This window comes from Bradyrhizobium sp. UNPF46 (assembly GCF_006658625.1).
GTDB lineage: Bacteria > Pseudomonadota > Alphaproteobacteria > Rhizobiales > Xanthobacteraceae > Bradyrhizobium > Bradyrhizobium nitroreducens.
Genome location: NZ_LFJB01000046.1, coordinates 15449 through 36120, shown reverse-complemented (window position 1 = coordinate 36120; position 20672 = coordinate 15449). Strand labels below are relative to the sequence as shown.

Below are 20672 nucleotides of genomic sequence, written 5' to 3'. Positions count from 1 at the left end.
TGGATTTTTCCTTAGGTGTTTAGCTGGGTGAGAGAGGGGCTCTTAGGCCGCCTTCTTCTTGGAAGCGGGGACGTCGAGAACGCCCATGATGTCGCTTTCCTTCATGATCAAGAGATCGACGCCGTCGATCTTGACCTCGGTGCCGGACCACTTGCCGAACAGCACACGGTCGCCGACCTTCAGGTCGATCGGGATCAGCTTGCCGGCCTCGTCGCGGCCACCGGGGCCGACGGCGATGACTTCGCCCTGGGAGGGCTTTTCCTTGGCCGTGTCGGGAATGATGATGCCGCCAGCGGTCTTCTCTTCTGCGTCGATGCGCTTGACCACGACGCGGTCGTGAAGCGGACGGAAGTTCATGCAGTCCTCCTAAGCAATTGCTCGGGTTGATGATTTCAGATTGTTAGCAGTCGCCGCCGGCGAGTGCCAGGCGGGCCAGCTTGAGATAAGGCAGGATTTTTGCGGGGGCAAGGGCTTCTAGCAGAAAAATAAGCACTCGGAAGCGCGGTCTGCCAAAATCTCATTCCCATCGTTAACCGAAGCAGAGCCCGTATTAGCACGGTGCTGTATCTGCTGCTAACGCATTGAATTTCAACAGCTTGTTAAACTTTTGGGCTTGAGATGGATTGTCAGTTTGCGTCACATTTCTCTCATGTGAGCGCATCAGTACCGGGTGGCTCGTAAGGCGCACACCGACCAGGCCGCCCCCTTGAATGCGCTCCTGCAAAGGAGGTTGGCATGGGCTTGCGGAGTGGGGGCGTTTCCGAGGATTTCCGGAAACAGATGCTGGGTTACGGGCTGACGACGGCGCAAATTCTCTATCGAATGCCGGATCATCCCTCGCTGCTGCAGACCTACGTCTGGCAGAACTACGACATGTTTCCGAAATTCCCGGCGCTGAAGGATTTCCTGGCGTTCTGGCAGGAAAAGCTCGACGGTCCCCTCCATTCGGTCACTGTGGCGCATTCCAAGCTGATCAAGCCGGCCGAGCTGCGCGCCGTGGACGGCGTATTCCGGCTGCATTGAGGCGAACAGCGGTCTCGTCGGTGGGCAAAGGCGCGCTCTTGGTGCGCCGTGCCCACCATCTGCCTCTGATTGAGAGAGGTCGTGGGAACGCTTTCGCCTTGCCAACCCTGCGATATCTCCATTGCGGCTGCGTCGAGCGAACGCGCTAGCCGCGTGATCGCCTGAGCCGCAATCAGGCGCCTTCGCTGCAATAGCGTCTCCACATCGCGCGATAGGCCTCGTCCACCGCGCGCCCGTATGAGACGGGGTTGCTGGCGGCTGCGGCCCGGATCGTGTCAGGCAGTTCGCGGCGCAGTTTGTCGAGCTCGCTGATCTCTGAGGCTCGGCTCGTTGCGATGTCGATATAGGCTTCACGGCTATCGGTGACCCAGTCCGGCAGGCCAAGCGCCGTGAGGATGGAGCCGGCAGCACGGCTCGGCAGGCTGTTGCCGAGCTTCGCGACCACCGGCACGCCCATCTGCAGGGCTTCCCACGTACTGACGCCGCCATTCTGCGGGAACGGGTCGAGGCAGATGTCGACGCGATTGAACGATGCCAGATGTTCGCTTCGCAAGGTGGCTCCGAGCAATTCGACGCGTTCGGCCGGCAATCCGCAAGAACCGAACCGCGCCAGGAGATTTTCGCGGACCATCTCGTCATCCAGCGCGACATCCTTGATCAGCAGTCGCGAGCCCGGCACCTGCTCGAGGATCCTGGACCAGACCTGCGCGGCCTCGTCCGAAATCTTGCTGATGCGGTTGAAGACGCCGAAGGTGACGAAGCCGTTCGAGATCGCCGGCGTAGGCGCCCGCGCAATCCCGTCCGGCAGCGGCGCCAGCGTCACGAAGCATGGCAGGTCGACGACGGTCTCCGCAAACAGATGCCGGACGTCGTGAGGAATCGCGACCGGGTCCGACATCAGATAGTCGATCGTCGGCAGCCCGGTGCCCGTGCCGTGGCCCCAGCCATGGACCTGGATCGGCGCCGGCTTGCGCGCAAACACGCCGAGGCGGTTGCCTCTGGTATGGCCGGACAGATCGATCAGGATGTCGATGCCGTCAGCGCGGATCTCGTCGGCGAGGCGATCCTCGGTCCATTGCGAGGCGTCGCGCCAGCGATCGGCGATCTTCCGAAATTCGCCGGTCGTCGCATCCACTTTCGACGAGCAGGCGTAGCATACGATCTCGAACTGTGCCCGGTCATGGTGTTGAAGGACCGGCATGAAGATCAACGCGGCCGAATGCGCGTTGAAATCCGACGAGACATAGCCGAGCACCAGGCGGCGGTCCGGATCGCGGCTGTTGCCATGCGGTCTTGCCGCTTCCGAAGCGATTTTCGCGCCGACACGCTCCCACCACACCTGCCGCGCCTGCTGATGCCGTTCGACGGTGGCGTCTCCGGCAAAGTCGAGCGTGAATATCTTGTTGGAGATCGCGCTCTGCAGGTCAGGCTGGATGTCGAGCGCCCTGTCGAAACTGGCGAGGGCTTCGTCGACCCGGCCAAGTCCGGCGAGGCAGAGACCCAGCACCAGATGAGCCTGAATGGAGCCGGGATCGATCGCGAGAGCCTGCTCGCAATCGTGCGAGGCCTGGGCAATCTGCTGGATCTGGAGCAGCACACCGGCCCTTGCGAGCCACCCATTCGCGTCGTCGGGTGCCAGCGCGATGGCCCGATTGCCGTCTGCCAGGGCTTCGTCAAATCGCTGAAGTTCCCGCAAAGCGGTGGCGCGGTTCGCGAGCGCCGCGGCGTAATTGGGCTTGATCGACAGCGCACGGTTCAAGCTTGCGACGGCCTCGTCATAGCTGCGCTGACGGCAGAGCGCCCAACCCCGGCCGTTATGGGCTTCGGCAAGGTTCGGGTCGAGTGCGAGCGCCTTGTCGTAGCTGTGTAGCGCTTCCTCGTGAAGCTCCAGGGCCACGCTCGCATTGCCGAGATTGGAAAGCGTGACGGCATGGTTGGGCCGCAAGGCGAGGGACTTTCGGTAGCTCGCGCAGGCCTCGTCGTGACGCCGGAGGCCGTTGAGGGCGATGCCGAGGCTCATATGGGCATCGGCAGATCGTGGATCGGCAGCGACCGCCCGGCGCAGCAGGCTTTCGGCCTGCTGATAGTTCTTGGCATCGGACTCCATGATGCCGAGCATGTGCAGCGCGACGACTTGGTTGGGCGCGAGCTGAAGGACTTGGCGATAGGCGGCCTGCGCCTCCGGCAGAAGTCCCATCTTGTGCAGCTGGAGAGCGTGCCCGACCAGCGGCAGCACTTCCGCCTTTTGCCGCTTCTGAAGCCGGGCATTCTGAAATGCACGCTGACCTACGCTGCCGCCCATGAATCAAGTCCCCCAGAATCTCCCTGCAAGATTAATTCAGCGAGAAAACGAATACGAGATAAGGGCCGTTCGCGACGACAGCTTCGGACAAGCTACGATCTTCGTGTGACCAGCCTTACGCCCCGCAATTGCTGCCTCGTCCAAGACTGGCTAGTCTGCCTTCGGGGCGCGCCCGTCCGGCGGGCACGGCTCCGATCAGGGAGGCAGACAATGTCCAAGCAAAAGGCATCAAGACCCGCGGCGAAGACCGCAGTGAAGAAGCGCAGCGGCGTGAAGGCGGCGGCGCGATCGCCGGCGCGCAAGGCGGTGAAGGCGAAGGCACCCGTCGCGGCTCCGAAAAAGCCCGCGCGCCCGAGACAACGCATCGCGATCAGCCATCACCGCGAGGAAGACTTCAAGGCCGACGGCCTGCGCGCCTACGCCAAGTACCGCGACCTCGGCATTGCCGATGCGACACATGGTCTTGCGCAAGCGCATGTGATCCGCCTGCAAGGCCCGTGCAATCCGGCCGAGGTCTCGAAGCTGCACTTCCACGACGTCGAGTTCCAGATGGTCTACGTGCTCAAGGGCTGGGTGAAGACCTACATGGACGGGCAGGGCGAGACCTTGATGAAGGAAGGCAGTGCCTGGACCCAGCCGCCGAAGATCAAGCACATGATCCTGGATTATTCGGATGACGTCGAGCTGCTTGAGGTGATCCTGCCGGCGGAGTTCAGGACGGTGGAGCTGAAGGCGTAGGCGCGTGCCTCTTGTAGCCCGGATGACGCGGGGCAACTAGCGCCCAAGATAGCCCAGTTCCGCACTCATGATCTTGCGAGCATATTCGGCGAAGGCATCGATCAGGCGGCTGCGCGCGGCATAAGGCGGGTAGAGCAGTGCGATCGTCACGGGGACGGCGGGGCTGAAGGGGTGGGTGATCAGTGCCGCGCTCGCGCTTTCGTCGTGCGCGGCAACCGGGTTGATGATGCTGACGCCGAGACCGGCCGCGACCAGAGCACAGACCGATGCGCCGAGATCCGTCTCCGCAACAATGCGGCGCGTGACGCCCGCCTGCGCGAAGATCGTATCGATGCGATCGTGGAGTGGACTCCCCGTGGCGAAGGAGATGAACGCCTCATCGGCAAAATCGGCGGGGCGCAGCGTTTTCTTTTGCGCAAGACGATGCCCCTTCGGCATGATTGCGACGCATTTGGTCCTGAGCACGGGCTCGACATTCACTCCCGCAACCTCGCCGTAGAGCATGGCGAGCCCCGTGTCGCAAAGCCCGGAGCTGATCCAATCGTGTACGGCGCTCGCCGTGCCGGATCGGATCGAGATCATCACGTGCGGATAGTCGATCTTGAAGCGCGCCGCGATGTGCGTCAGCAGGCCGCCGGCCAGGCGCGGCATCGCCGCAACGCTGAGCCGCCCCATGCCGAAGGAACGGATGCTGGCTGCGCTGGCCTCGAGGCCGGCCAGGCCGATGAAAGTCTTCTCGACCTCCTGGAAGAAGCGCGATCCCTCCACCGTCGGGCGGAGGCGGCCGCCACTGCGGTCGAACAGCGGGAGTTGCGTGATCGCTTCCAGCTGTCCGATCAGGCGGCTGATTTGGGGCTGCGAGGTATGCATGCGCTGGGCAGCCTGCGTCATCGATCCCGTCTGGAAGACGGCCCGAAATGCCTCCACGTGCTTCAAGCCCATGCGTCTGGCGGCCATATCAAATCCGTATAGGAGAGTGTGAAACGGGAATTTCCATCAGATCGAGCTTTTGGGCGATAGTCCAGAGCATGAGGCCGTTCGCGGGGAGCTCTGCCGTGGCTCACGCCGCGGGCGGGCATTTGCGACGAGAGGGGGACGTCATGAAAGCGACCGTCATCAAGACACTGGCCACGGCGATCGCCGCTGTATGTCTTGTTTCGAACCCGGCCCTGGCGCAGGGTGCGAGCAGGCTGGACAAGATCCGCGAGAGTGGTTCGATTTCCTTGGGGTATCCCGAGACCTCGGTGCCCTTCGCCTATCTCGACGACAACCAGAAGCCGATCGGCTACACCGTGGAAATCTGCGAACATGTGGTGCAGGCGATCAAGACGGCCCTCAAGCTCCCCAAGCTCGAGACACGCTACGCGCCCATAACCTCGGCGACGCGTCTTCAGCTGCTCGCCAATGGGACGATCGATCTCGAATGCGGCAACACCACCAATAATCTCGAGCGGCACAAACTCGTCGCCTTTTCTCCCACCATCTTCGTTGCGCAGGTCGTCCTCGTCGCGCGCAAGGATGGCGGGGTCGACGTCAACGACCCGGCTTCGTTTCGCGGCAAGGCCATCGCCGCCCAGGCCGGTGGCCAGACTTTCAAGGTGATTACGCTGATCAACGCCAAGAACAATCTCGGCATCACCGTCGTGCCGGCCAAGGACACGGCCGAGACCTTCCTGATGCTGTCGTCGGGCCGGGCGGCCGGTACCGCCAACGATGACGGTCTTGCCTATGCTACGGTCGCCTCGTCGAGGACACCGGATGACTTCCTGATCGGCAGCAAGAGTCTCGAGCTGGCTCCTTACGGCATCGTCGAACCCAAGGATGATCCTGCTTTCAAGAAAGTCGTCGACGACGCCGTGATCGATCTGATCAAGAACGGACGGATTGCGGCGCTCTACGACAAATATTTCAATTCGCCGATCCCGCCGCATGGTCTCAACCTGAAATTTCCGATGAGCGCGGCTCTCAAGCGGGCGCTGGCGAACCCGACCGATTCCGGCGACCCGGCGGTCTACGAATAATTCGCAAGGCGCTCTAGGACGTCCGTCATGGCACAGCAAAACGAAACAAACTCGGCGGCCGCCGACTTGCCGCCCATCGACCTGCGCAGCGATACGGTCACCAAGCCGACCGAGGCGATGTACGCCCGCATGGCCTCGGCGCCGCTGGGCGATGACGGGCTGGACGGCGACCCCACGGCGCGGGAGTTGGAGGCCGTTGCGGCTGCGGCCTTGGGCAAGGAGGCCGGCTTGTTCGTGCCGAGCTGCACCATGGCCAATCTCCTGGCGACGCTCGCGCAGTCGGAGCGCAGCGAACAGGTCGTGCTGGAATCGACCGCTCATATGTATGTGTCTGAACGAGGCGCGGCGACGTTGACGGGGCTGTTCCACCTTCCTGTCGCCGGGACCGCCGGCGCGATGGACCTGAACTTGCTTGAGGACGCCCTGCAGGGCGAGGGGCTCAGGCTCAAGACCGCCCTTGTCGCGATGGAAACCTCGCACAACAATGCGAGCGGCGCCGTGCTGCCGCTGGAGCACATGCAGGCCGTCCACGCCATGGCCTCATCTCGCGGCGTCCCGGTGCATCTCGACGGAGCGAGGATCTTCAACGCCGCAACCGCCCTTGGCGTGGCGCCGGATCAGGTCGCGAGGCATTGCGACACGGTCGCCCTGTGTCTGTCGAAGGGCCTGAGTGCGCCGGCCGGCGCCGTGCTCGCCGGGCCGCGCGCCGTGATCGACAGGAGCCGCAGGTTTCGCCGCATGCTGGGGGGCTCGCAGCGCCAGATCGGTGTCCTTGCTGCAGCGGGCCTGGAGGCCGTTCAGGTCATGGGGCAGCGTCTGGCGCAGGATCACAGGCGAGCGCGCGCCCTGAGTGATGCGTTGAACAAGATGCATCCAGAGGTGAGTGCGACAATCCCGCAGACGAATATCGTGCAGGTCGATGTCTCCCGCTCCGGGCGTGACGGCGCCGCGTGGTCTGCGGCTCTGGAGAAGGCTGGCGTGAAGGCGAGACCTTGGGGCAAACAGCGACTGCGCTGCGTGACCCACCGCCATATCGACGATGCGGATATTGATCGCGCCGTCATGGCATTTCGCCTCGTGGCGGAAACTTTCGCTTAGAAAGGCCTACGCCAGCACCCCCACCACCGCGCCCATCAGGCACGTCGTCAGCGTCCCCGACACGATCGACTTCAGCCCGAGCGTGTTGATCTCCTCGCGCCGCTCCGGCGCCATCACGCCGAGGCCGCCGATCATGATGCCGAGGCTGGCGAAATTGGCGAAGCCGCACATGGCGTAGAGCATGATCAGGCGCGAGCGCGGGTCGAGCGTGCCGGGCGGCAGCTTCGAGAAGTCGACATAGGCGATCAATTCGTTGAGCACGGTCTTGGTGCCCATCAGGCTGCCGGCGGTGACGGCCTGATCCCACGGCAATCCCATCAGCCAGCAGACCGGCGCCATCACGAGGCCGAGCAGGCGCTGCAGCGAGATCGCTGCGCCGCCGATGGCGGGCAGCAGGCCGAGCATGGCGTTGACGAGATAGACCAGCGCCACCAGCACCAGCAGCATCGCGACGATGTTGAGCAGCAGCTCGAGACCGGCGGTGGTGCCCTTCACGATCGCGTCCATCGTGCCGGCGACGTGCATCTCCGGGTCTTCCAACGCGCCGCCGGTGCGCTTGTCCGAGGTCTCGGGCACCATGATCAGGCTGACGAGGATCGCGGCCGGCGCCCCCAGCACGGACGCGATGACGAAATGCGCGGCGGCATCCGGGATGAGGGGCGCGAGCAGCGTCGCGTAGAGCACCAGCACCGTGCCGGCGATGCCCGCCATGCCGCCGGTCATCACCAGGAACAATTCGCTGCGGGTCATCTGCGCGAGATAGGGCCGAACGAACAGCGGCGCCTCGACCATGCCGAGAAAGATATTGGCCGCGGTCGACAGGCCCACCGCGCCGCCGACCCCCAGCGTCCGCTCCAGCAGCCAGGCCATGCCGCGGACAACAGGCGGCAGCACGCGCCAGTAGAACAGCAGCGTCGTCAGCACGCTCATCACCAGCACGATCGGCAGCGCCTGGAACGCCAGGATGAAATCGGCGCCGGGCACCTTGAGGTCGAAGGGCAGGGTGCCGCCGCCGACATAGCCGAACACGAAGGCGGAGCCGGCGCGCGAGGCTGCCGAGATCGCACCGACCGCGTCGTTGATGGCGCCGAAGGCGTGCGCGACGACCGGCAGCTTCAGGAGCACGATCGCGGTGGCGAAGGTGACGAGCAGGCCGACCGCGGCCTGGCGCAGCGACACGGCGCGCCGATTCTCCGCGAGCGCGAAGGCGATCAACAGCAATGCGAAAATGCCGAGTGCCGATTGCAAGCGCAGCATGATGTCCCCAAACCCTCAATGATTATGGCCGCGCCCGCGCTGCAAAGGCAATGCCGGGAGCAGCTGGAAGCGCCCCACTGTTGACAAGCCGGTCGACCTCGGTCACGCGAGGCCCCGTCCACGTCGAAGGGGGAGAGCGGTCCGAGGGTGACCCGAAAGGCGATGCCAGAGCAGCCAATATCCGGACATCCGCCGGTCAGCGCCCGCGCGCTTCTTGCGCACCGCGCGTTCCTGTTCTTCCTGCTTTCGCGCAGCCTGTCGCGTTTTTCCAGCCAGATCGCGGCGGTCGCGATCGGCTGGCAGATCTACGATCTCACCGGATCGGCCTTCGATCTCGGCATGGTCGGCCTCGTCCAGTTCCTGCCCACCGCGCTCCTGGTGTTCGTCGCCGGCCATGCCGCCGACCGCTTCGAGCGCAAGCGCGTGGTCCAGCTCTGCCAGCTCGTGGAGGCCGCGACCGCGCTCTATCTCGCCATCATCACCTATGTCGGCGCGGTCAGTGAAGTGCAGATCTTCATCGCGACCTTCCTGCTCGGGATCGCCGGCGCGTTCGAGAGCCCGACCACGGCGGCGCTGCTGCCGCTGATCGCGCCGCAGGGCTCGCTGCAGCGCGCCACCGCCGTCTCCAGCGGCGCGGCGCAGGTCGCAACCATCACGGGCCCTGCGCTGGGCGGTTTGGCCTATGCACTCGCACCGCATCTTGCCTATGCCATGATGGTGCTGTTCTGGATCTTCGGGATGATTCTGACCGGCTTCATCCGGCCGCGCCCGCAGGCCATCGCGAAGGCGGGGACGGAGACGGACAATATCTTCGCCGGTGTCCGCTTCATTCGCAGCAAGCCGGCGATCCTCGGCACCATCTCGCTGGATCTGTTCGCGGTGCTGTTCGGCGGCGTCACCGCGCTGTTGCCGATCTATGCCCGCGACATCCTGCAGACCGGCCCGGTCGGGCTCGGCGTGTTGCGCGCCGCGCCCGCGGTCGGCGCGCTGCTGATGACCATGGTGCTGGCACGTCACGCCATCTCACGGCACGTGGGCCTGCGCATGTTCCAGGCCGTGATCGTGTTCGGTCTTGCCACCATCGTGTTCGCGCTGTCGTCCTGGATGTGGCTGTCGGTGCTGTCGCTCGCCGTGCTCGGCGCCGCCGACACGATCAGCGTCGTGATCCGCTTTTCGCTGGTGCAGCTCTCGACCCCCGACGAGATGCGCGGCCGGGTCGGCGCGGTGAACTTCCTGTTCATCAACGCCTCCAACCAGCTCGGCCAGTTCGAAAGCGGCGTGGCAGCCGCGCTGCTCGGCGCCATGCCCGCCGCCGTGCTCGGCGGCGTTGCCACCGTCGCGGTGGCGCTGCTCTGGATGAAGCTGTTCCCGAGCCTGCGGAAGGTGGAGAGCTTGGAGTAGGGGAAGCCCCGTGTCCCGGACAAGCCGCAACGCATCAGCGTTGCGGCGCAGAGCCGGGACCCAGAAGGCTAAGCACGAGATCGCGGGGGCATGGGCCCGGCTCGGCAGCGCGTCATCGCATGCCGCGCTGCGTCCGGGGCACGAGAGCACTGTGCTCGCAATGACGATTGTTGGGACAGCGCGGCGACTTAACGCGCATTGCCCCCGCAACCAAGCAGCAGCAGGCGCCACTTGACGCCTACTGTGCATGGGGTTGTTTTTCAATTTTTGAGTCCGCCGGCCTTCCGGAAAGGGCGGTCTGTATGGGGCGCCACACGAACGGCGTATTCCTACCGGCAAGGTCGTCGTCGGGATCGGTCTCTACGCAGGATAGACGGGATGATGGGCCGGCGATCACGATTGTTAGCCCTGGCATGGCTTGCTCTGACCGGCGGTACGTTCGCCGCTCATGCGATGACCAGAAGCATGGTCGAAATGATCTGTCCCTATGACGGCGTCAAATTCACTTTCAGTGCGCAGAACTCCGGTACGTCCCTCGACCAGCAGCTCGACCGGATGCCGGTCGGGGCCATCGAAAGTCCGTGGCCGCTGGCGAGCTGTCCGACGAATGGATTTGTTTTCGTCAAGGCGAAGTACGAGGATGACGAACTTGAACGGCTTCGGCCTTTGATCCTGTCTCCGGAGTTTCAAGGCATCAGGAGCGAGATGCCCTATTACCGTGCGGCGTGGATCGTGGGGCACACTGGTGCATCTCATGCGGCGGTATCAAATCTGCTGCTGCAGGCGACATGGGAGGCGGGACGAGCCGACCTTGTCGAACGCCTGAAGGCGCTTGGCGGGCCCACAAGGATCGGTTCGGACTCTGTCCGGCGCCTGATGGCCGAGGGCACGACCGGCGAACGTTACACGCGCTATGCGACTGAGTTGCTCGCGCGGCTGGCCGTGGACGTTGCCGACACGACGAGGAGCGCAGAAGAGCGCATGTCCGATCGCCTTCTGACCGGTGAAATACTGCGCCGCCTTGGCCGGTTCGAAGAGGCCGACCGCCACTTCGCGGCAATGGTCGGTGATCTTGCGCCCGACAGCAAGGAAGCAACGTTGGCCGCATTTCAACGACAGTTGATCGCGGCCAAGGATCGTGGGCTTCATCTGGTATCAGAAGCCCTCGGCAAGAAGTAGCGGTTCTAGCCCCGTCCGACGAACGGCATCTTCGTCGCCATCACCGTCATGGTCAGCACGTTGGCGTCGAGCGGCAGGCCGGCCATATAGGCGACGGCGTCGCCGACCGCTTTCGCGTCCATGCGCGGCTCGTGCTTGGTGGTGCCGTCGGGCTGCAGCACGCCGGGGCCGTTGACCATGCGATCGGTCATCGGGGTTGCGGCATTGCCGATGTCGACCTGGCCGACCGCGATGTCGTACATGCGGCCGTCGAGGTTAGAAGCCTTGGTCAGGCCTGTGATGGCGTGCTTGGTCGAGGTGTAGGCCGCCGAGAACGGCCGCGGCGCGTGCGCCGAGATCGAGCCGTTGTTGATGATGCGGCCGCCGCGCGGGCTCTGGTCCTTCATGATGCGAAAGGCGTGCTGGGTGCACAGGAACGGGCCGGTGAGGTTGGTGTTCACCACCGCCTGCCACTGCTCGAGGCTGAGGTCCTCGAAAGGGATGGCGGGCGCGCCCATGCCGGCATTGTTGAACAGCACGTCCAAGCGGCCATAGGTCGCCTTCACCTTGTCGAACAACGCGGCGATCGAGTCGGGCTTGGTCATGTCGGCGGTGACGCACAGGCTCTTGCCGGCAGGACCGAGCTTTGCGGTCTCCTCGAGCATCTCCATCCGGCGCCCGACCAGCACCACGGTGAAGCCGGTGTTCATCAGCGCCAGCGACGCCGCGCGTCCGACGCCGGTGCCGGCGCCCGTCACCACGGCGATCTTCTTTGCTTCACTCATCGTTTCCTGCCTTTTCTCTCTTCAAGGTCTCTTGGTTGTCAGGTCTTGGGTTCTTTTTCGTTCTTGTAGGGCGGGCGCGGAATGTTCTGATGCGCCGCACGCAGCGCCGCCGACCAGCGCGAGCGCAGATCGTGGAAATAGGGCTCACCCGCCTCGATGCGGTGGTTGAGGTCGGCCTCGCAGGCGTCCGAGCGCACCACCAGCACGTCGATCGGCAGGCCGACGCCGAGGTTCGAGCGCATGGTCGAGTCCATCGAGATCAGGCCGGTCTTCAGTGCCTCGTAGAGTTCGACGTCGTAATGCATGGCACGGTCGAGCACCGGCTTGCCGTATTTGTGCTCGCCGATCTGCAAGTAGGGGGTGTCGGTGGTGCACTCGATGAAATTGCCGGCGGTGTAAACCATGAACAGGCGCATGCGCGCGCCCTTGATCTGGCCGCCGAACAGGAAGGAGACGTCGAAGGACACGTCCTCGGACTTCAGCGCCGGCCCTTCGGTGGCGTGCACGGCGCGAATGGCCCGGCCGATGCGCTGGGCCGCCTGGAACATGGTCGGCGCGTTCATCAGCGTCTCGATCTCGCCCGTGTCGGGGTCCTCGAGGCCTTCGGTCAGCGTGGAGAGCACCGACTGGCTGATGGCGAGGTTGCCGGCGCTGGCGATCGCCATGATGCGCTCGCCGGGCTTTGAGAAGATGTGCAGCTTGCGGAAGGTCGAGACGTTGTCGAGGCCTGCATTGGTGCGGGTATCGGCGATCATCACCAGACCGTCCCGAACCAGGATTCCGCAACAATAGGTCATTTCCAGTCCCCGAACGCGTTTGCGCGGAATTACTAGCCAATTTCGCCGGCCGCTCCAACCCCCGATTCCGACCGTCATTCCGGGGCGCGACGAAGTCGCGAGCCCGGAATCCATTGCGCGGTAGAGTTCGTGGATCAATGGATTCCGGGTTCGCGCTACGCGCGCCCCGGAATGACGGGGGGAGATGGCAGTCTATTCCGCCCTATCGGCCAGAAACGCCTCGTCGACGGGCACGCCGAGCGCCGTGACCAGCCGGTTCGTCTCCGCGGCCATGCCGACGATGGCGAGCAACTCGCCATATTCGGCCTCGCTCATGCCCTTGGCTCTCGCGGCGGCGGTGTGGGAGTGGATGCAATAGCTGCAGCCATGCGCGATCGACACCGCGACGTAAAGCATCTCCTTGACCTTGGGATCGAGCGCGCCGGGAGCCATCACCTCCTTGATGCTCTCCCAGGTCCGCCGCAGCGTCTTCGGATCATGCGCCAGCGCGCGCCAGAAATTGTTGACGACGTCGGACTTCCGCACCTTGCGGATATCGTCGAAGACGGCGCGCGCCTCGCTGGAGAGTTCATCGTCCGAAAGCAGTTTTACGGTGGCCATGGGTACCTCGCGGGGACAGGTCCGATCCCGCGAGTGTAGCACGGCAGACGGGCCGGACGGCTGCGCCTAGCTCTGCCGCTGCGACTGCGATTGTGACTGCCCGCCGCGGCCGGCCTGGTCGACCTTCACGGCCACCGTCAGCGTCTCGGCGCCCCCGCCATAGCGGGTGCCGCGCACCGGGGCCGCACCGAGATAGTCGAGGCCGATCGCGACGCGGACATGGGCGTCGGTGGCGCAGATGCTGTTGGCGGGATCGAAGCCGACCCAGCCGAGATCGGGCACGAAGGCTTCCGCCCAGGCGTGCCCGGCGTCCTGATGCAGCATGCCGTCGGCGCGCAGGAAATGGCCGGAGACGAAGCGCGCCGGCACGCCGCCGGCGCGTGCGCAGGCAATGAAGATGTGCGCGTAGTCCTGGCAGACCCCGCGCTTGAGCGTGAATGCCTCCGCCGCCGCGGTTCCGCTGTGGGTCGGGTCCTCGTCGAACGTCATGTGATCGGCGATCTCAGTCATCAGCGCATGCAGAAAGCCGAGCGTGTCGCTCTCGGCCTCGCTGCGCAACTGGCGCGCGACCGCCGCCATCGCCGGATTGACCGAGGTGAGGTCGGTGGAGCGCAGGAACATGCCAGCCGGAAAGCGCTCGTCGGTGCCGCGCAGGACGCCGCCGGTGTCGTGGGTCTCGATCAGCCCTTCGGCGGTGATCTGGATGTCGCCGACAGGTCCGCAGGACAGCACATGGGTGACATTGCCGAAGGCGTCCTCGTGCATGTCGAGCTTGGTGTCCGTGGAGACGTCGATCTGCCATTCCGCCACATATTGCCCGTCATGGCTGCCGGGCGTCATGCGCAGGATCTGGATCACGCTCGTGGCCGGCGGCTCGTAGCGATAGGTCGTGGTGTGCAGGATTCGCAGGCGCATGGTGGACCGTTGTTCTTGCCCCGTCATTCCGGGGCGATGCGTCAGCATCGAACCCGGAATCTCGAGATTCCGGGTTCGCCCGTTGGGCGCCCCGGAATGACGGCATCAGATCAAATACTGCTTCGTGATGATTTCGCCCAGCCTGGAATTGTCCGTGATGAATTCCTGAATGAATTCATGCACGCCATGCTGGAAAATGTCGTTCATGTTGCTGTGTTCCAGCCGGTTGCGGATGCCGCGGGCGTGGCGCTGGGCCGGGCCCTGGCGGCCATAGGCGACGCCGATCTGGTCGAGATTGCGCACGAGATTGTCGTAGCAGCTCGCGAGCGAGCGCGGCAGCGTGCCGTTGAGGATGAGCAGATCCGCGACCAGCCACGGTTTCAGCGTCTCGCGGTAGACCCAGTGATAGGCCGTCAGCGCCGACACCGAGCGCAGGATCGAGCTCCATTGATAGAAGTCGAGCGGGCCGCCAACGTGCTCCTCTTCCGGCAGCAGCACGTGATACTTCACGTCGAGAATGCGCGCGGTGTTGTCGGCGCGCTCCAGGTGCAGGCCGAGGCGCGAGAACCAGTAGGCGTCGTTGCGGAGCATGGTCCGGTAGGCCGAGCCGTCGAAGCGCAGCGAGGTCTCCTGCACGAAGCGCAAGAACTTGGCCAGATCCTCGCGGGTCGAAGTACCCTTGCTCCAGACCTCCTGCAACTCGATCCAGGCCGAGTTGATGGTGTCCCACATCTCGCTGGTCAGCGCGGTGCGGACGGAGCGCGAATTCAGCCGGGCCGCTTCGATGCAGTTCCTGATCGAGGACGGATTGTCCACGGAGAAGGAGAGATAGTCGACGACGTTGTGCTCGTTGGCTTCTTCATATTTCTGATAGAAGCTGGCGGCGACGCCGGCGGTGAGCAGCGCCGAGTCCCATTCGTTGGTCTTGCCGATATAGGCGGCGGGAAGCGCTGTGACGCGGAGCGTCGCATCGATGGTGCGCGCGAGATATTCGGCCCGTTCGACGTAGCGGGCGAGCCAGTAGAGGTTTTCGGCGGTACGCGACAGCATCTGACTACTCGTCCAAAATCCAGGTGTCTTTGGTGCCGCCGCCCTGGCTCGAATTCACCACCAGGGAGCCTTCCTTCAGCGCGACGCGGGTGAGGCCGCCCGGCACGATCGTCGTGCTCTTGCTGCCGGTGAGCACGAAGGGCCGCAGGTCCACGTGGCGCGGCGCGAGGCCGGAGGCCGTGCAGGTCGGGCAGGTCGAGAGCGCCAGCGTCGGCTGCGCGATGAAGCCTTCCGGCTCGCGCTTGAGTTTCTCGCGGAAGGCTTCGATGGTCGCCTTCGTCGCGGCGGGACCGATCAGCATGCCGTAGCCGCCGGAGCCGTGCACTTCCTTGACGACCAGCTCGCTAAGATTGTCCAGCACATAAGCGAGATCCTTCGGCTCGCGGCAGCGCCAGGTCGGCACGTTCTTCAGGATCGGCTCCTCGCCGAGATAGAACTTCACGATGTCGGGCATGTAGGAGTAGATCGCCTTGTCGTCGGCAATCCCGGTGCCGACGGCGTTGGCGAGGGTGATGTTGCCGGCCGCATAGGCCGACATCAGACCGGGGACGCCGAGCACGGAATCGGGCCGGAAGGTGAGGGGGTCGAGGAAGTCGTCGTCGACGCGGCGGTAGATCACGTCGACCCGCTTCAGCCCTTCCGTCGTCCGCATGAACACTTCGTTGTTCTTGACGATGAGATCGCGGCCCTCGACCAGCTCGATGCCGAGCTTGTCGGCAAGGAACGAGTGCTCGTAATAGGCGGAGTTGTAGACGCCGGGAGTGAGCAGGGCGACCGTCGGCTCGCTGGATGCGCTGAGCGGCGCGACCGAGCGCAAGGCCGAGAGCAGCTCGTCCGGATAGCGCTCGACCGGCGCCACCCTGTGGCGGGCGAACAGATCCGGAAACAGCCGCATCATGATCTCGCGGTTTTCCAGCATGTAGGACACGCCGGAGGGCGTGCGGGCATTGTCCTCCAGCACGATGAAGTCCTCGGCGTCGACCCGGACGATGTCGATGCCGGCGATGTGCACGTAGACGTCGTGCGGCACCTGCTGGCCGTTCATCTCGGGCCGGAACACCGGGTTCTGGAAGATCAAATCGTCGGGCACGATCTCGGCGCGCAGGATGTCGCGGCCGTGATAGATGTCGCGCAGAAACATGTTGAGCGCGCGCACGCGCTGCTTCAGGCCCTTTTCCAGCAGCGTCCATTCCTTGCCGGACATGATCCGGGGGATCACGTCGAAGGGGATCAGCCGCTCGGTGGACTCGGCCTCGCCATAGACCGCAAAGGTGATGCCGATCCGGCGGAACAGGAGCTCGGCCTCCTGGCGGCGATATTCGAGCGCCTCGGGAGGCGTCTCCTTGAGCCAGCGCGCCAGCTCCTGATAGGCGGGGCGAAGGTCCCCGCCGGGAATGTTCATTTCGTCAAACGCGACTGCCATAGATCCCGACTGTTCTCCCCAGGCGTTGCGCCATTGGTCAGGTCGTTTGGTCCTTGGTGGAGACCGCAACGTCCTGTGGCCATGCCGTGAGAGTGCATGACTTCCGTAGGAGGTAGCAAGGGCCGGGCCAGCGCGATAAGCATGCACCGGCAGCGTTTGTCGGTGATGGCCGGGGGCCTGCCTCAAAAAATGGCTGAGGACTGCTTATTTCGGCAGCAAAACTGCGTGACTTCAACGCGTTACCCCGGCAAAGTCGGCGCCACAGGTGAGGGACTTAAGGCATGAGCGAGATCGTCACGGCGGGCATTCTGGTCATTGGGGACGAAATCCTGTCCGGCCGGACCAAGGACAAGAATATCGGCTTCATCGCCGAATACCTGACCAATATCGGCATCGACCTGAAGGAAGTCCGGGTCGTCTCCGACGACGAGCCCGACATCATCGCGGCCCTGGATGCACTGCGGCATCGCTACACCTATGTCTTCACCACGGGCGGGATCGGGCCGACCCATGACGACATCACAGCCGACAGCGTCGCCAAGGCGTTCGGCGTTGGCATCGACCACCACCCCGAGGTGGTCGCCCGCTTTCGCGAGCGCTGGAGCGAGCAGGACCTCAACGAGGCCCGGTTGCGCATGGCCCGCATCCCCGATGGTGCCGAGCTGATCCAGAGCGCGACCATCCTCGCCCCCGGCTTCAAGATCGGCAACGTCATCGTCATGGCGGGCGTGCCCTCGATCATGCAGGCGATGATGGACATCGTCGCGCCCAAGCTGAAATCGGGCGTGCGCATGCTCTCCGACACGGTGCGCGCCAATGCGCGCGAGGGCGACATCGGCAGCCCCTTGCGGGCGATTGCCGCCGCCCATCCCGACACCATCATCGGCAGCTATCCCTTCATGGACGAGGAGCAGAAGCCCAACACCAATCTGGTGGTGCGCTCGCGCGATCCGGAGAAGCTGGCGGCTGCGATGGCGGCCGTGAAGGACATGCTGGCAGGGTTGAACATCACCCGCTAGCGGGGATGTTGCCGGCAGGCGAAGCAGGAGACGACAATGGCTGGTGAAGCACCGGAACTGAGCGCACAGGAGCGGGCGGGCAAGGCCTTTCCGGTCTCGTGGGACCAGTTCCATCGGGACTGCCGGGCGCTGACCTGGCGGCTCAACGAGGTCGGCCCATTCCATGCCGTGATCGCGATCACGCGCGGCGGCCTGGTGCCGGCGGCGATCGTGGCGCGTGAACTCGGCGTGCGCGTGATCGATACGGTCTGTATCGCCAGCTACGATCACGACAAGCAGGGCGAGCTTCAGGTTCTCAAGGGCATTTCGGACGCGGCCATGAAGCTCGGCGGTGGCACCGGCAAGGGGCTGTTGATCGTCGACGACCTCGTCGACACCGGCAAGACCGGCAGGATGGTGCGCAAGATGCTGCCCGACGCGCACTTCGCCACCGTCTACGCCAAGCCGATGGGGCGGCCGCTGGTCGACACCTTCATCACGGAAGTCTCGCAGGACACCTGGATCTTCTTCCCCTGGGACACCGCGCTGTCCTACCACCCGCCGCTGCGCGACGGCGCGGCGTGATGGGCGGGGCACCATGCCCCTGCAAAACCGCGTCCTGCCCACCGGCGACATCGTCGCCACGCCGCATCGCGGCCTGTTCACCGGCAACCGCGGCATCATCCATGATCCCGCGACGAAGACGCTCCTGAAGAAGCGCTGGTCGTCGCCGGCCTGGATCATTTGCCTGTGCGAGTTCCGTGGCTGGCGGCGGCCGGTGATGGCGCGGCGGAGCTGGACCGAGCTGTTCTTTCTCGACGAGGCCACCGCCTTGGCCGCGGGACACCGACCCTGCTTCTTCTGCCGCCGCGACGATGCCAACCGCTTCCGCGCGGCATGGGAGAAGGGAAATGGTGCGAGCAAGGTGAGCGCAAAGACGATGGACGCCGAACTGCATCGCGAGCGTCTCGATCATGGCAAGAAGCGGCTGCACGCGCTGCCGATGCCGCTGGCGCAATTACCCGACGGCGCGATGGTGCAGCAGGGCGAGGAAAGTTTTCTGACGAGGAAAGGCCGGCCGCTGCTATGGTCGCCGGCCGGCTATACGCACGCCGCGCACGAGCTGGCCAACCCCATGCTGCTGACGCCCCCGTCCACATTGCGGGCACTCAGCGCCGGATATCAACCGGCGCTGCATCCGACCGCTCTGGACTAGCAGAGCGGCCCTGGGATCGCCGCCGTCATCCGAGCTTCTCGCGTGCCAGCGCCGCGCCCGCGCCGAGCGCCATCAGCTTGGCTTCGGCGATGTCGCGCCGCATCGGGGCCATGCCGCAATTGGTGGTGGCGATGATGTTGCTCTTGGGCACGAATTTCGACACCGCGTCGATCACCTTCACGACGTCTTCGGCGGTCTCCACGGTGTCGCTGGCGACGTCGATCACACCGGCCTGCACGACCTTATTCTTCAGAAGCGCGAGCAAGTCGAGCGGCACCTTGGAATTGCGGCATTCGATCGCGACCTGCTGGATCGGGCTGGCGTCGATCGCCGGGAAGATCTGCTCGTATTGCCGCCATTGCGTGCCAAGCGTCTCCTTCCAGTCGGTGTTGGCCTTGATGCCGTAGCCGTAGCAGATGTGCACGGCGGTGGTGCAGGTCAGCCCCTGCGCCGCGCGCTCGAGCGCCTTGATGCCCCAATCGTTGACCTCGTCCATGTAGACGTTGAAGGCGGGCTCGTCGAACTGCACGAAATCGACGCCGTCGGCCTGCAGGGCCTTGGCCTCCTCGTTGAGCAACTCGGCGAAGGCAAACGCCATCTTGACGCGATCGCCATAATAGCGGTCGGCGATGGTGTCGATGATGGTCATCGGGCCGGGCAGCGTGAACTTCAGTTTCTTCTTCGTGTGCGTGCGCGCCACGCGCGCCTCGAAGGCATGGACGCGATCCTTCAGGCGAAGCGGGGCGACCACCTGCGGCACCATCGCCTTGTAGCGGTCTTTGCGGATGCCCATCTCGACCTTGTGGGCGAAATCGATGCCTTCGATCTTCTCCAGGAAGCCATGGACGAAATGTTGCCGGGCCTGCTCGCCCTCGGTGAGGATGTCGATGCCGGCGTCCTCCTGGATCTTCAGCCAGATCAGCGTCGCATCGCGCTTGGCGCGCAGAAGCTCGTCGCCTTGTGATTTCCAGGGTGCCCAGAGCATGTTCGGCTCGGCGAGCCATTCCGGCTTCGGCAAGGAGCCGGCAATCGTGGTTGGAAACAGCATGGCGGCCCTCCCGGCAGGTTATGTTGCGCCCCTTCCTGCCATGTCCTAACGTCGAGGTACAGAACAACGAAAGTCGCTCGCTATTCCAGCGGCGGCGACAGGAAATGCCAAGGAAAGTGCCAAGGGGCAGGTCATGATCGACCTCTATTACGCGCCGACGCCGAACGGCTGGAAAATCTCGATCATGCTGGAGGAGCTCGGGCTTCCCTATACGGTGAAGCCCGTCAACATCCGCGCCGGCGAGCAGTTCGGCCCCGAGTTCCTGGCGATCTCTCCGAACAACCGCATTCCCGCGATCGTCGATCATGAGCCTGCTGACGGCGGCGCACCGTTCTCGGCCTTCGAGACCGGCGCGATCCTGATCTATCTGGCGGAGAAGACCGGCCGCTTCCTGCCGGCCGATCTGCGCGGCCGCTCCACCACGATCCAGTGGGTGATGTGGCAGATGGCCGGCCTCGGGCCGATGCTCGGCCAGCACGGCCATTTCGCGCTCTATGCCGCCGAGAAGATCCCTTACGCGATCGAGCGCTATCGCGACGAGGCCGCGCGGCTGTACGGGGTGCTCGACCGGCAGCTGAAGAAGACCGGCGCCTATGTCGCCGGCGATTATTCCATCGCCGACATCGCCTGTTTCCCCTGGACCATGACCCACAAGGCGCAAGGCTTCACGCTCGACGACTATCCGAACGTCAAACGCTGGTACGCCGAGGTGCGGGCGAGGCCGCAGGTGCAGGCCGGGCTTGCGATCGGAAAATTCGTCAAAGAGCCGTTCGACGAGGAATCACGCAAGATCATGTTCGGGCAGAGGGCTAAGGAAGTGCTGGGAAAGAATTAGCAGTCAT

General features: G+C 64.5%; 21 protein-coding genes. 10 read left to right on the top strand and 11 right to left on the bottom strand.

The features are described 5' to 3' along the window. Positions 1 to 42 precede the first annotated feature (42 nt). The gene (locus UNPF46_RS18925) at positions 43 to 357 is read right to left on the bottom strand and encodes a co-chaperone GroES (RefSeq protein ID WP_097658337.1); all 315 of its coding nucleotides are present in this window, start codon (positions 355 to 357) and stop codon (positions 43 to 45) included. 378 nt (positions 358 to 735) lie between these two features. Here UNPF46_RS18925 and UNPF46_RS18920 point away from each other — a divergent pair, with 378 nt between their 5' ends. Continuing rightward, positions 736 to 1023, top strand: a complete 288-nt coding sequence (locus tag UNPF46_RS18920; RefSeq protein WP_028177340.1) for an usg protein — start codon at positions 736 to 738, stop codon at positions 1021 to 1023. 172 nt (positions 1024 to 1195) lie between these two features. Here the strand turns inward: UNPF46_RS18920 and UNPF46_RS18915 are convergent, their stop codons facing one another. After that, positions 1196 to 3325: an O-linked N-acetylglucosamine transferase, SPINDLY family protein gene (locus tag UNPF46_RS18915; RefSeq protein ID WP_142251000.1), complete on the bottom strand. Its 2130-nt coding sequence runs from the start codon at positions 3323 to 3325 to the stop codon at positions 1196 to 1198. A gap of 210 nt (positions 3326 to 3535) precedes the next feature. On the opposite strand from UNPF46_RS18915, the gene UNPF46_RS18910 reads away from it, so the two are divergent. Then, complete coding sequence (locus tag UNPF46_RS18910; protein WP_142250999.1) at positions 3536 to 4063, top strand: cupin domain-containing protein; 528 nt, start codon at positions 3536 to 3538, stop codon at positions 4061 to 4063. Between the two features lie 36 nt (positions 4064 to 4099). Here the strand turns inward: UNPF46_RS18910 and UNPF46_RS18905 are convergent, their stop codons facing one another. Further along, the gene (locus tag UNPF46_RS18905) at positions 4100 to 4954 is read right to left on the bottom strand and encodes a LysR substrate-binding domain-containing protein (protein ID WP_246668693.1); all 855 of its coding nucleotides are present in this window, start codon (positions 4952 to 4954) and stop codon (positions 4100 to 4102) included. Positions 4955 to 5163: 209 nt separating this feature from the next. On the opposite strand from UNPF46_RS18905, the gene UNPF46_RS18900 reads away from it, so the two are divergent. Both UNPF46_RS18900 and UNPF46_RS18895 read left to right on the top strand, forming a co-directional pair. Continuing rightward, positions 5164 to 6084 carry an amino acid ABC transporter substrate-binding protein gene (locus UNPF46_RS18900; protein ID WP_142250997.1) on the top strand — a complete coding sequence of 307 codons (921 nt, stop codon included), beginning with the start codon at positions 5164 to 5166 and terminating at the stop codon, positions 6082 to 6084. A gap of 27 nt (positions 6085 to 6111) precedes the next feature. Then, a complete protein-coding gene (locus tag UNPF46_RS18895) occupies positions 6112 to 7182 on the top strand; it encodes a GntG family PLP-dependent aldolase (RefSeq protein WP_142250996.1) in 1071 nt (356 codons plus the stop codon). Positions 7183 to 7188: 6 nt separating this feature from the next. Here the strand turns inward: UNPF46_RS18895 and UNPF46_RS18890 are convergent, their stop codons facing one another. Continuing rightward, the gene (locus UNPF46_RS18890; RefSeq protein ID WP_142250995.1) at positions 7189 to 8439 is read right to left on the bottom strand and encodes a NupC/NupG family nucleoside CNT transporter; all 1251 of its coding nucleotides are present in this window, start codon (positions 8437 to 8439) and stop codon (positions 7189 to 7191) included. Positions 8440 to 8601: 162 nt separating this feature from the next. Here UNPF46_RS18890 and UNPF46_RS18885 point away from each other — a divergent pair, with 162 nt between their 5' ends. Together UNPF46_RS18885 and UNPF46_RS18880 are read left to right on the top strand one after the other, a co-directional pair. After that, entirely contained in the window at positions 8602 to 9840 is a 1239-nt protein-coding gene (locus tag UNPF46_RS18885; protein WP_142250994.1) for an MFS transporter, read from the top strand. A gap of 378 nt (positions 9841 to 10218) precedes the next feature. Continuing rightward, positions 10219 to 11019 (top strand): hypothetical protein, encoded by an 801-nt coding sequence (locus UNPF46_RS18880; RefSeq protein ID WP_181770005.1) that lies wholly within the window; start codon positions 10219 to 10221, stop codon positions 11017 to 11019. Positions 11020 to 11024: 5 nt separating this feature from the next. On the opposite strand, the gene UNPF46_RS18875 is transcribed toward UNPF46_RS18880, so the two are convergent. From UNPF46_RS18875 to UNPF46_RS18845, 6 genes are all read right to left on the bottom strand, one after another. Continuing rightward, positions 11025 to 11783: an SDR family oxidoreductase gene (locus tag UNPF46_RS18875; RefSeq protein WP_142250993.1), complete on the bottom strand. Its 759-nt coding sequence runs from the start codon at positions 11781 to 11783 to the stop codon at positions 11025 to 11027. 38 nt (positions 11784 to 11821) lie between these two features. Next, positions 11822 to 12580, bottom strand: a complete 759-nt coding sequence (locus UNPF46_RS18870; protein WP_100176760.1) for a proteasome-type protease — start codon at positions 12578 to 12580, stop codon at positions 11822 to 11824. Positions 12581 to 12772: 192 nt separating this feature from the next. Continuing rightward, the gene (locus UNPF46_RS18860) at positions 12773 to 13180 is read right to left on the bottom strand and encodes a carboxymuconolactone decarboxylase family protein (protein WP_142250992.1); all 408 of its coding nucleotides are present in this window, start codon (positions 13178 to 13180) and stop codon (positions 12773 to 12775) included. A 66-nt stretch (positions 13181 to 13246) separates the two neighbouring features. Then, positions 13247 to 14095 carry a transglutaminase family protein gene (locus UNPF46_RS18855; protein ID WP_100176762.1) on the bottom strand — a complete coding sequence of 283 codons (849 nt, stop codon included), beginning with the start codon at positions 14093 to 14095 and terminating at the stop codon, positions 13247 to 13249. 105 nt (positions 14096 to 14200) lie between these two features. Then, positions 14201 to 15145: an alpha-E domain-containing protein gene (locus tag UNPF46_RS18850; protein ID WP_100176763.1), complete on the bottom strand. Its 945-nt coding sequence runs from the start codon at positions 15143 to 15145 to the stop codon at positions 14201 to 14203. Between the two features lie 4 nt (positions 15146 to 15149). Continuing rightward, complete coding sequence (locus UNPF46_RS18845; protein ID WP_100176764.1) at positions 15150 to 16568, bottom strand: circularly permuted type 2 ATP-grasp protein; 1419 nt, start codon at positions 16566 to 16568, stop codon at positions 15150 to 15152. Positions 16569 to 16849: 281 nt separating this feature from the next. On the opposite strand from UNPF46_RS18845, the gene UNPF46_RS18840 reads away from it, so the two are divergent. Genes UNPF46_RS18840 through UNPF46_RS18830 form a run of 3 tightly spaced genes read left to right on the top strand, consistent with a single transcriptional unit; the run spans position 16850 to position 18782 of the window. Continuing rightward, positions 16850 to 17587: a competence/damage-inducible protein A gene (locus UNPF46_RS18840; protein WP_097658358.1), complete on the top strand. Its 738-nt coding sequence runs from the start codon at positions 16850 to 16852 to the stop codon at positions 17585 to 17587. Between the two features lie 36 nt (positions 17588 to 17623). Continuing rightward, positions 17624 to 18151: a xanthine phosphoribosyltransferase gene (gene gpt, locus UNPF46_RS18835; protein WP_142250991.1), complete on the top strand. Its 528-nt coding sequence runs from the start codon at positions 17624 to 17626 to the stop codon at positions 18149 to 18151. A gap of 13 nt (positions 18152 to 18164) precedes the next feature. Further along, positions 18165 to 18782 (top strand): hypothetical protein, encoded by a 618-nt coding sequence (locus tag UNPF46_RS18830; RefSeq protein WP_142250990.1) that lies wholly within the window; start codon positions 18165 to 18167, stop codon positions 18780 to 18782. A 25-nt stretch (positions 18783 to 18807) separates the two neighbouring features. Here UNPF46_RS18830 and UNPF46_RS18825 read toward each other — a convergent pair whose 3' ends face one another. Beyond that, positions 18808 to 19830, bottom strand: coding sequence for a methionine synthase (locus UNPF46_RS18825; RefSeq protein WP_142250989.1), 1023 nt, complete (start codon positions 19828 to 19830; stop codon positions 18808 to 18810). A gap of 133 nt (positions 19831 to 19963) precedes the next feature. Here UNPF46_RS18825 and UNPF46_RS18820 point away from each other — a divergent pair, with 133 nt between their 5' ends. After that, positions 19964 to 20665, top strand: coding sequence for a glutathione binding-like protein (locus UNPF46_RS18820; protein ID WP_142250988.1), 702 nt, complete (start codon positions 19964 to 19966; stop codon positions 20663 to 20665). Positions 20666 to 20672 lie beyond the last annotated feature (7 nt).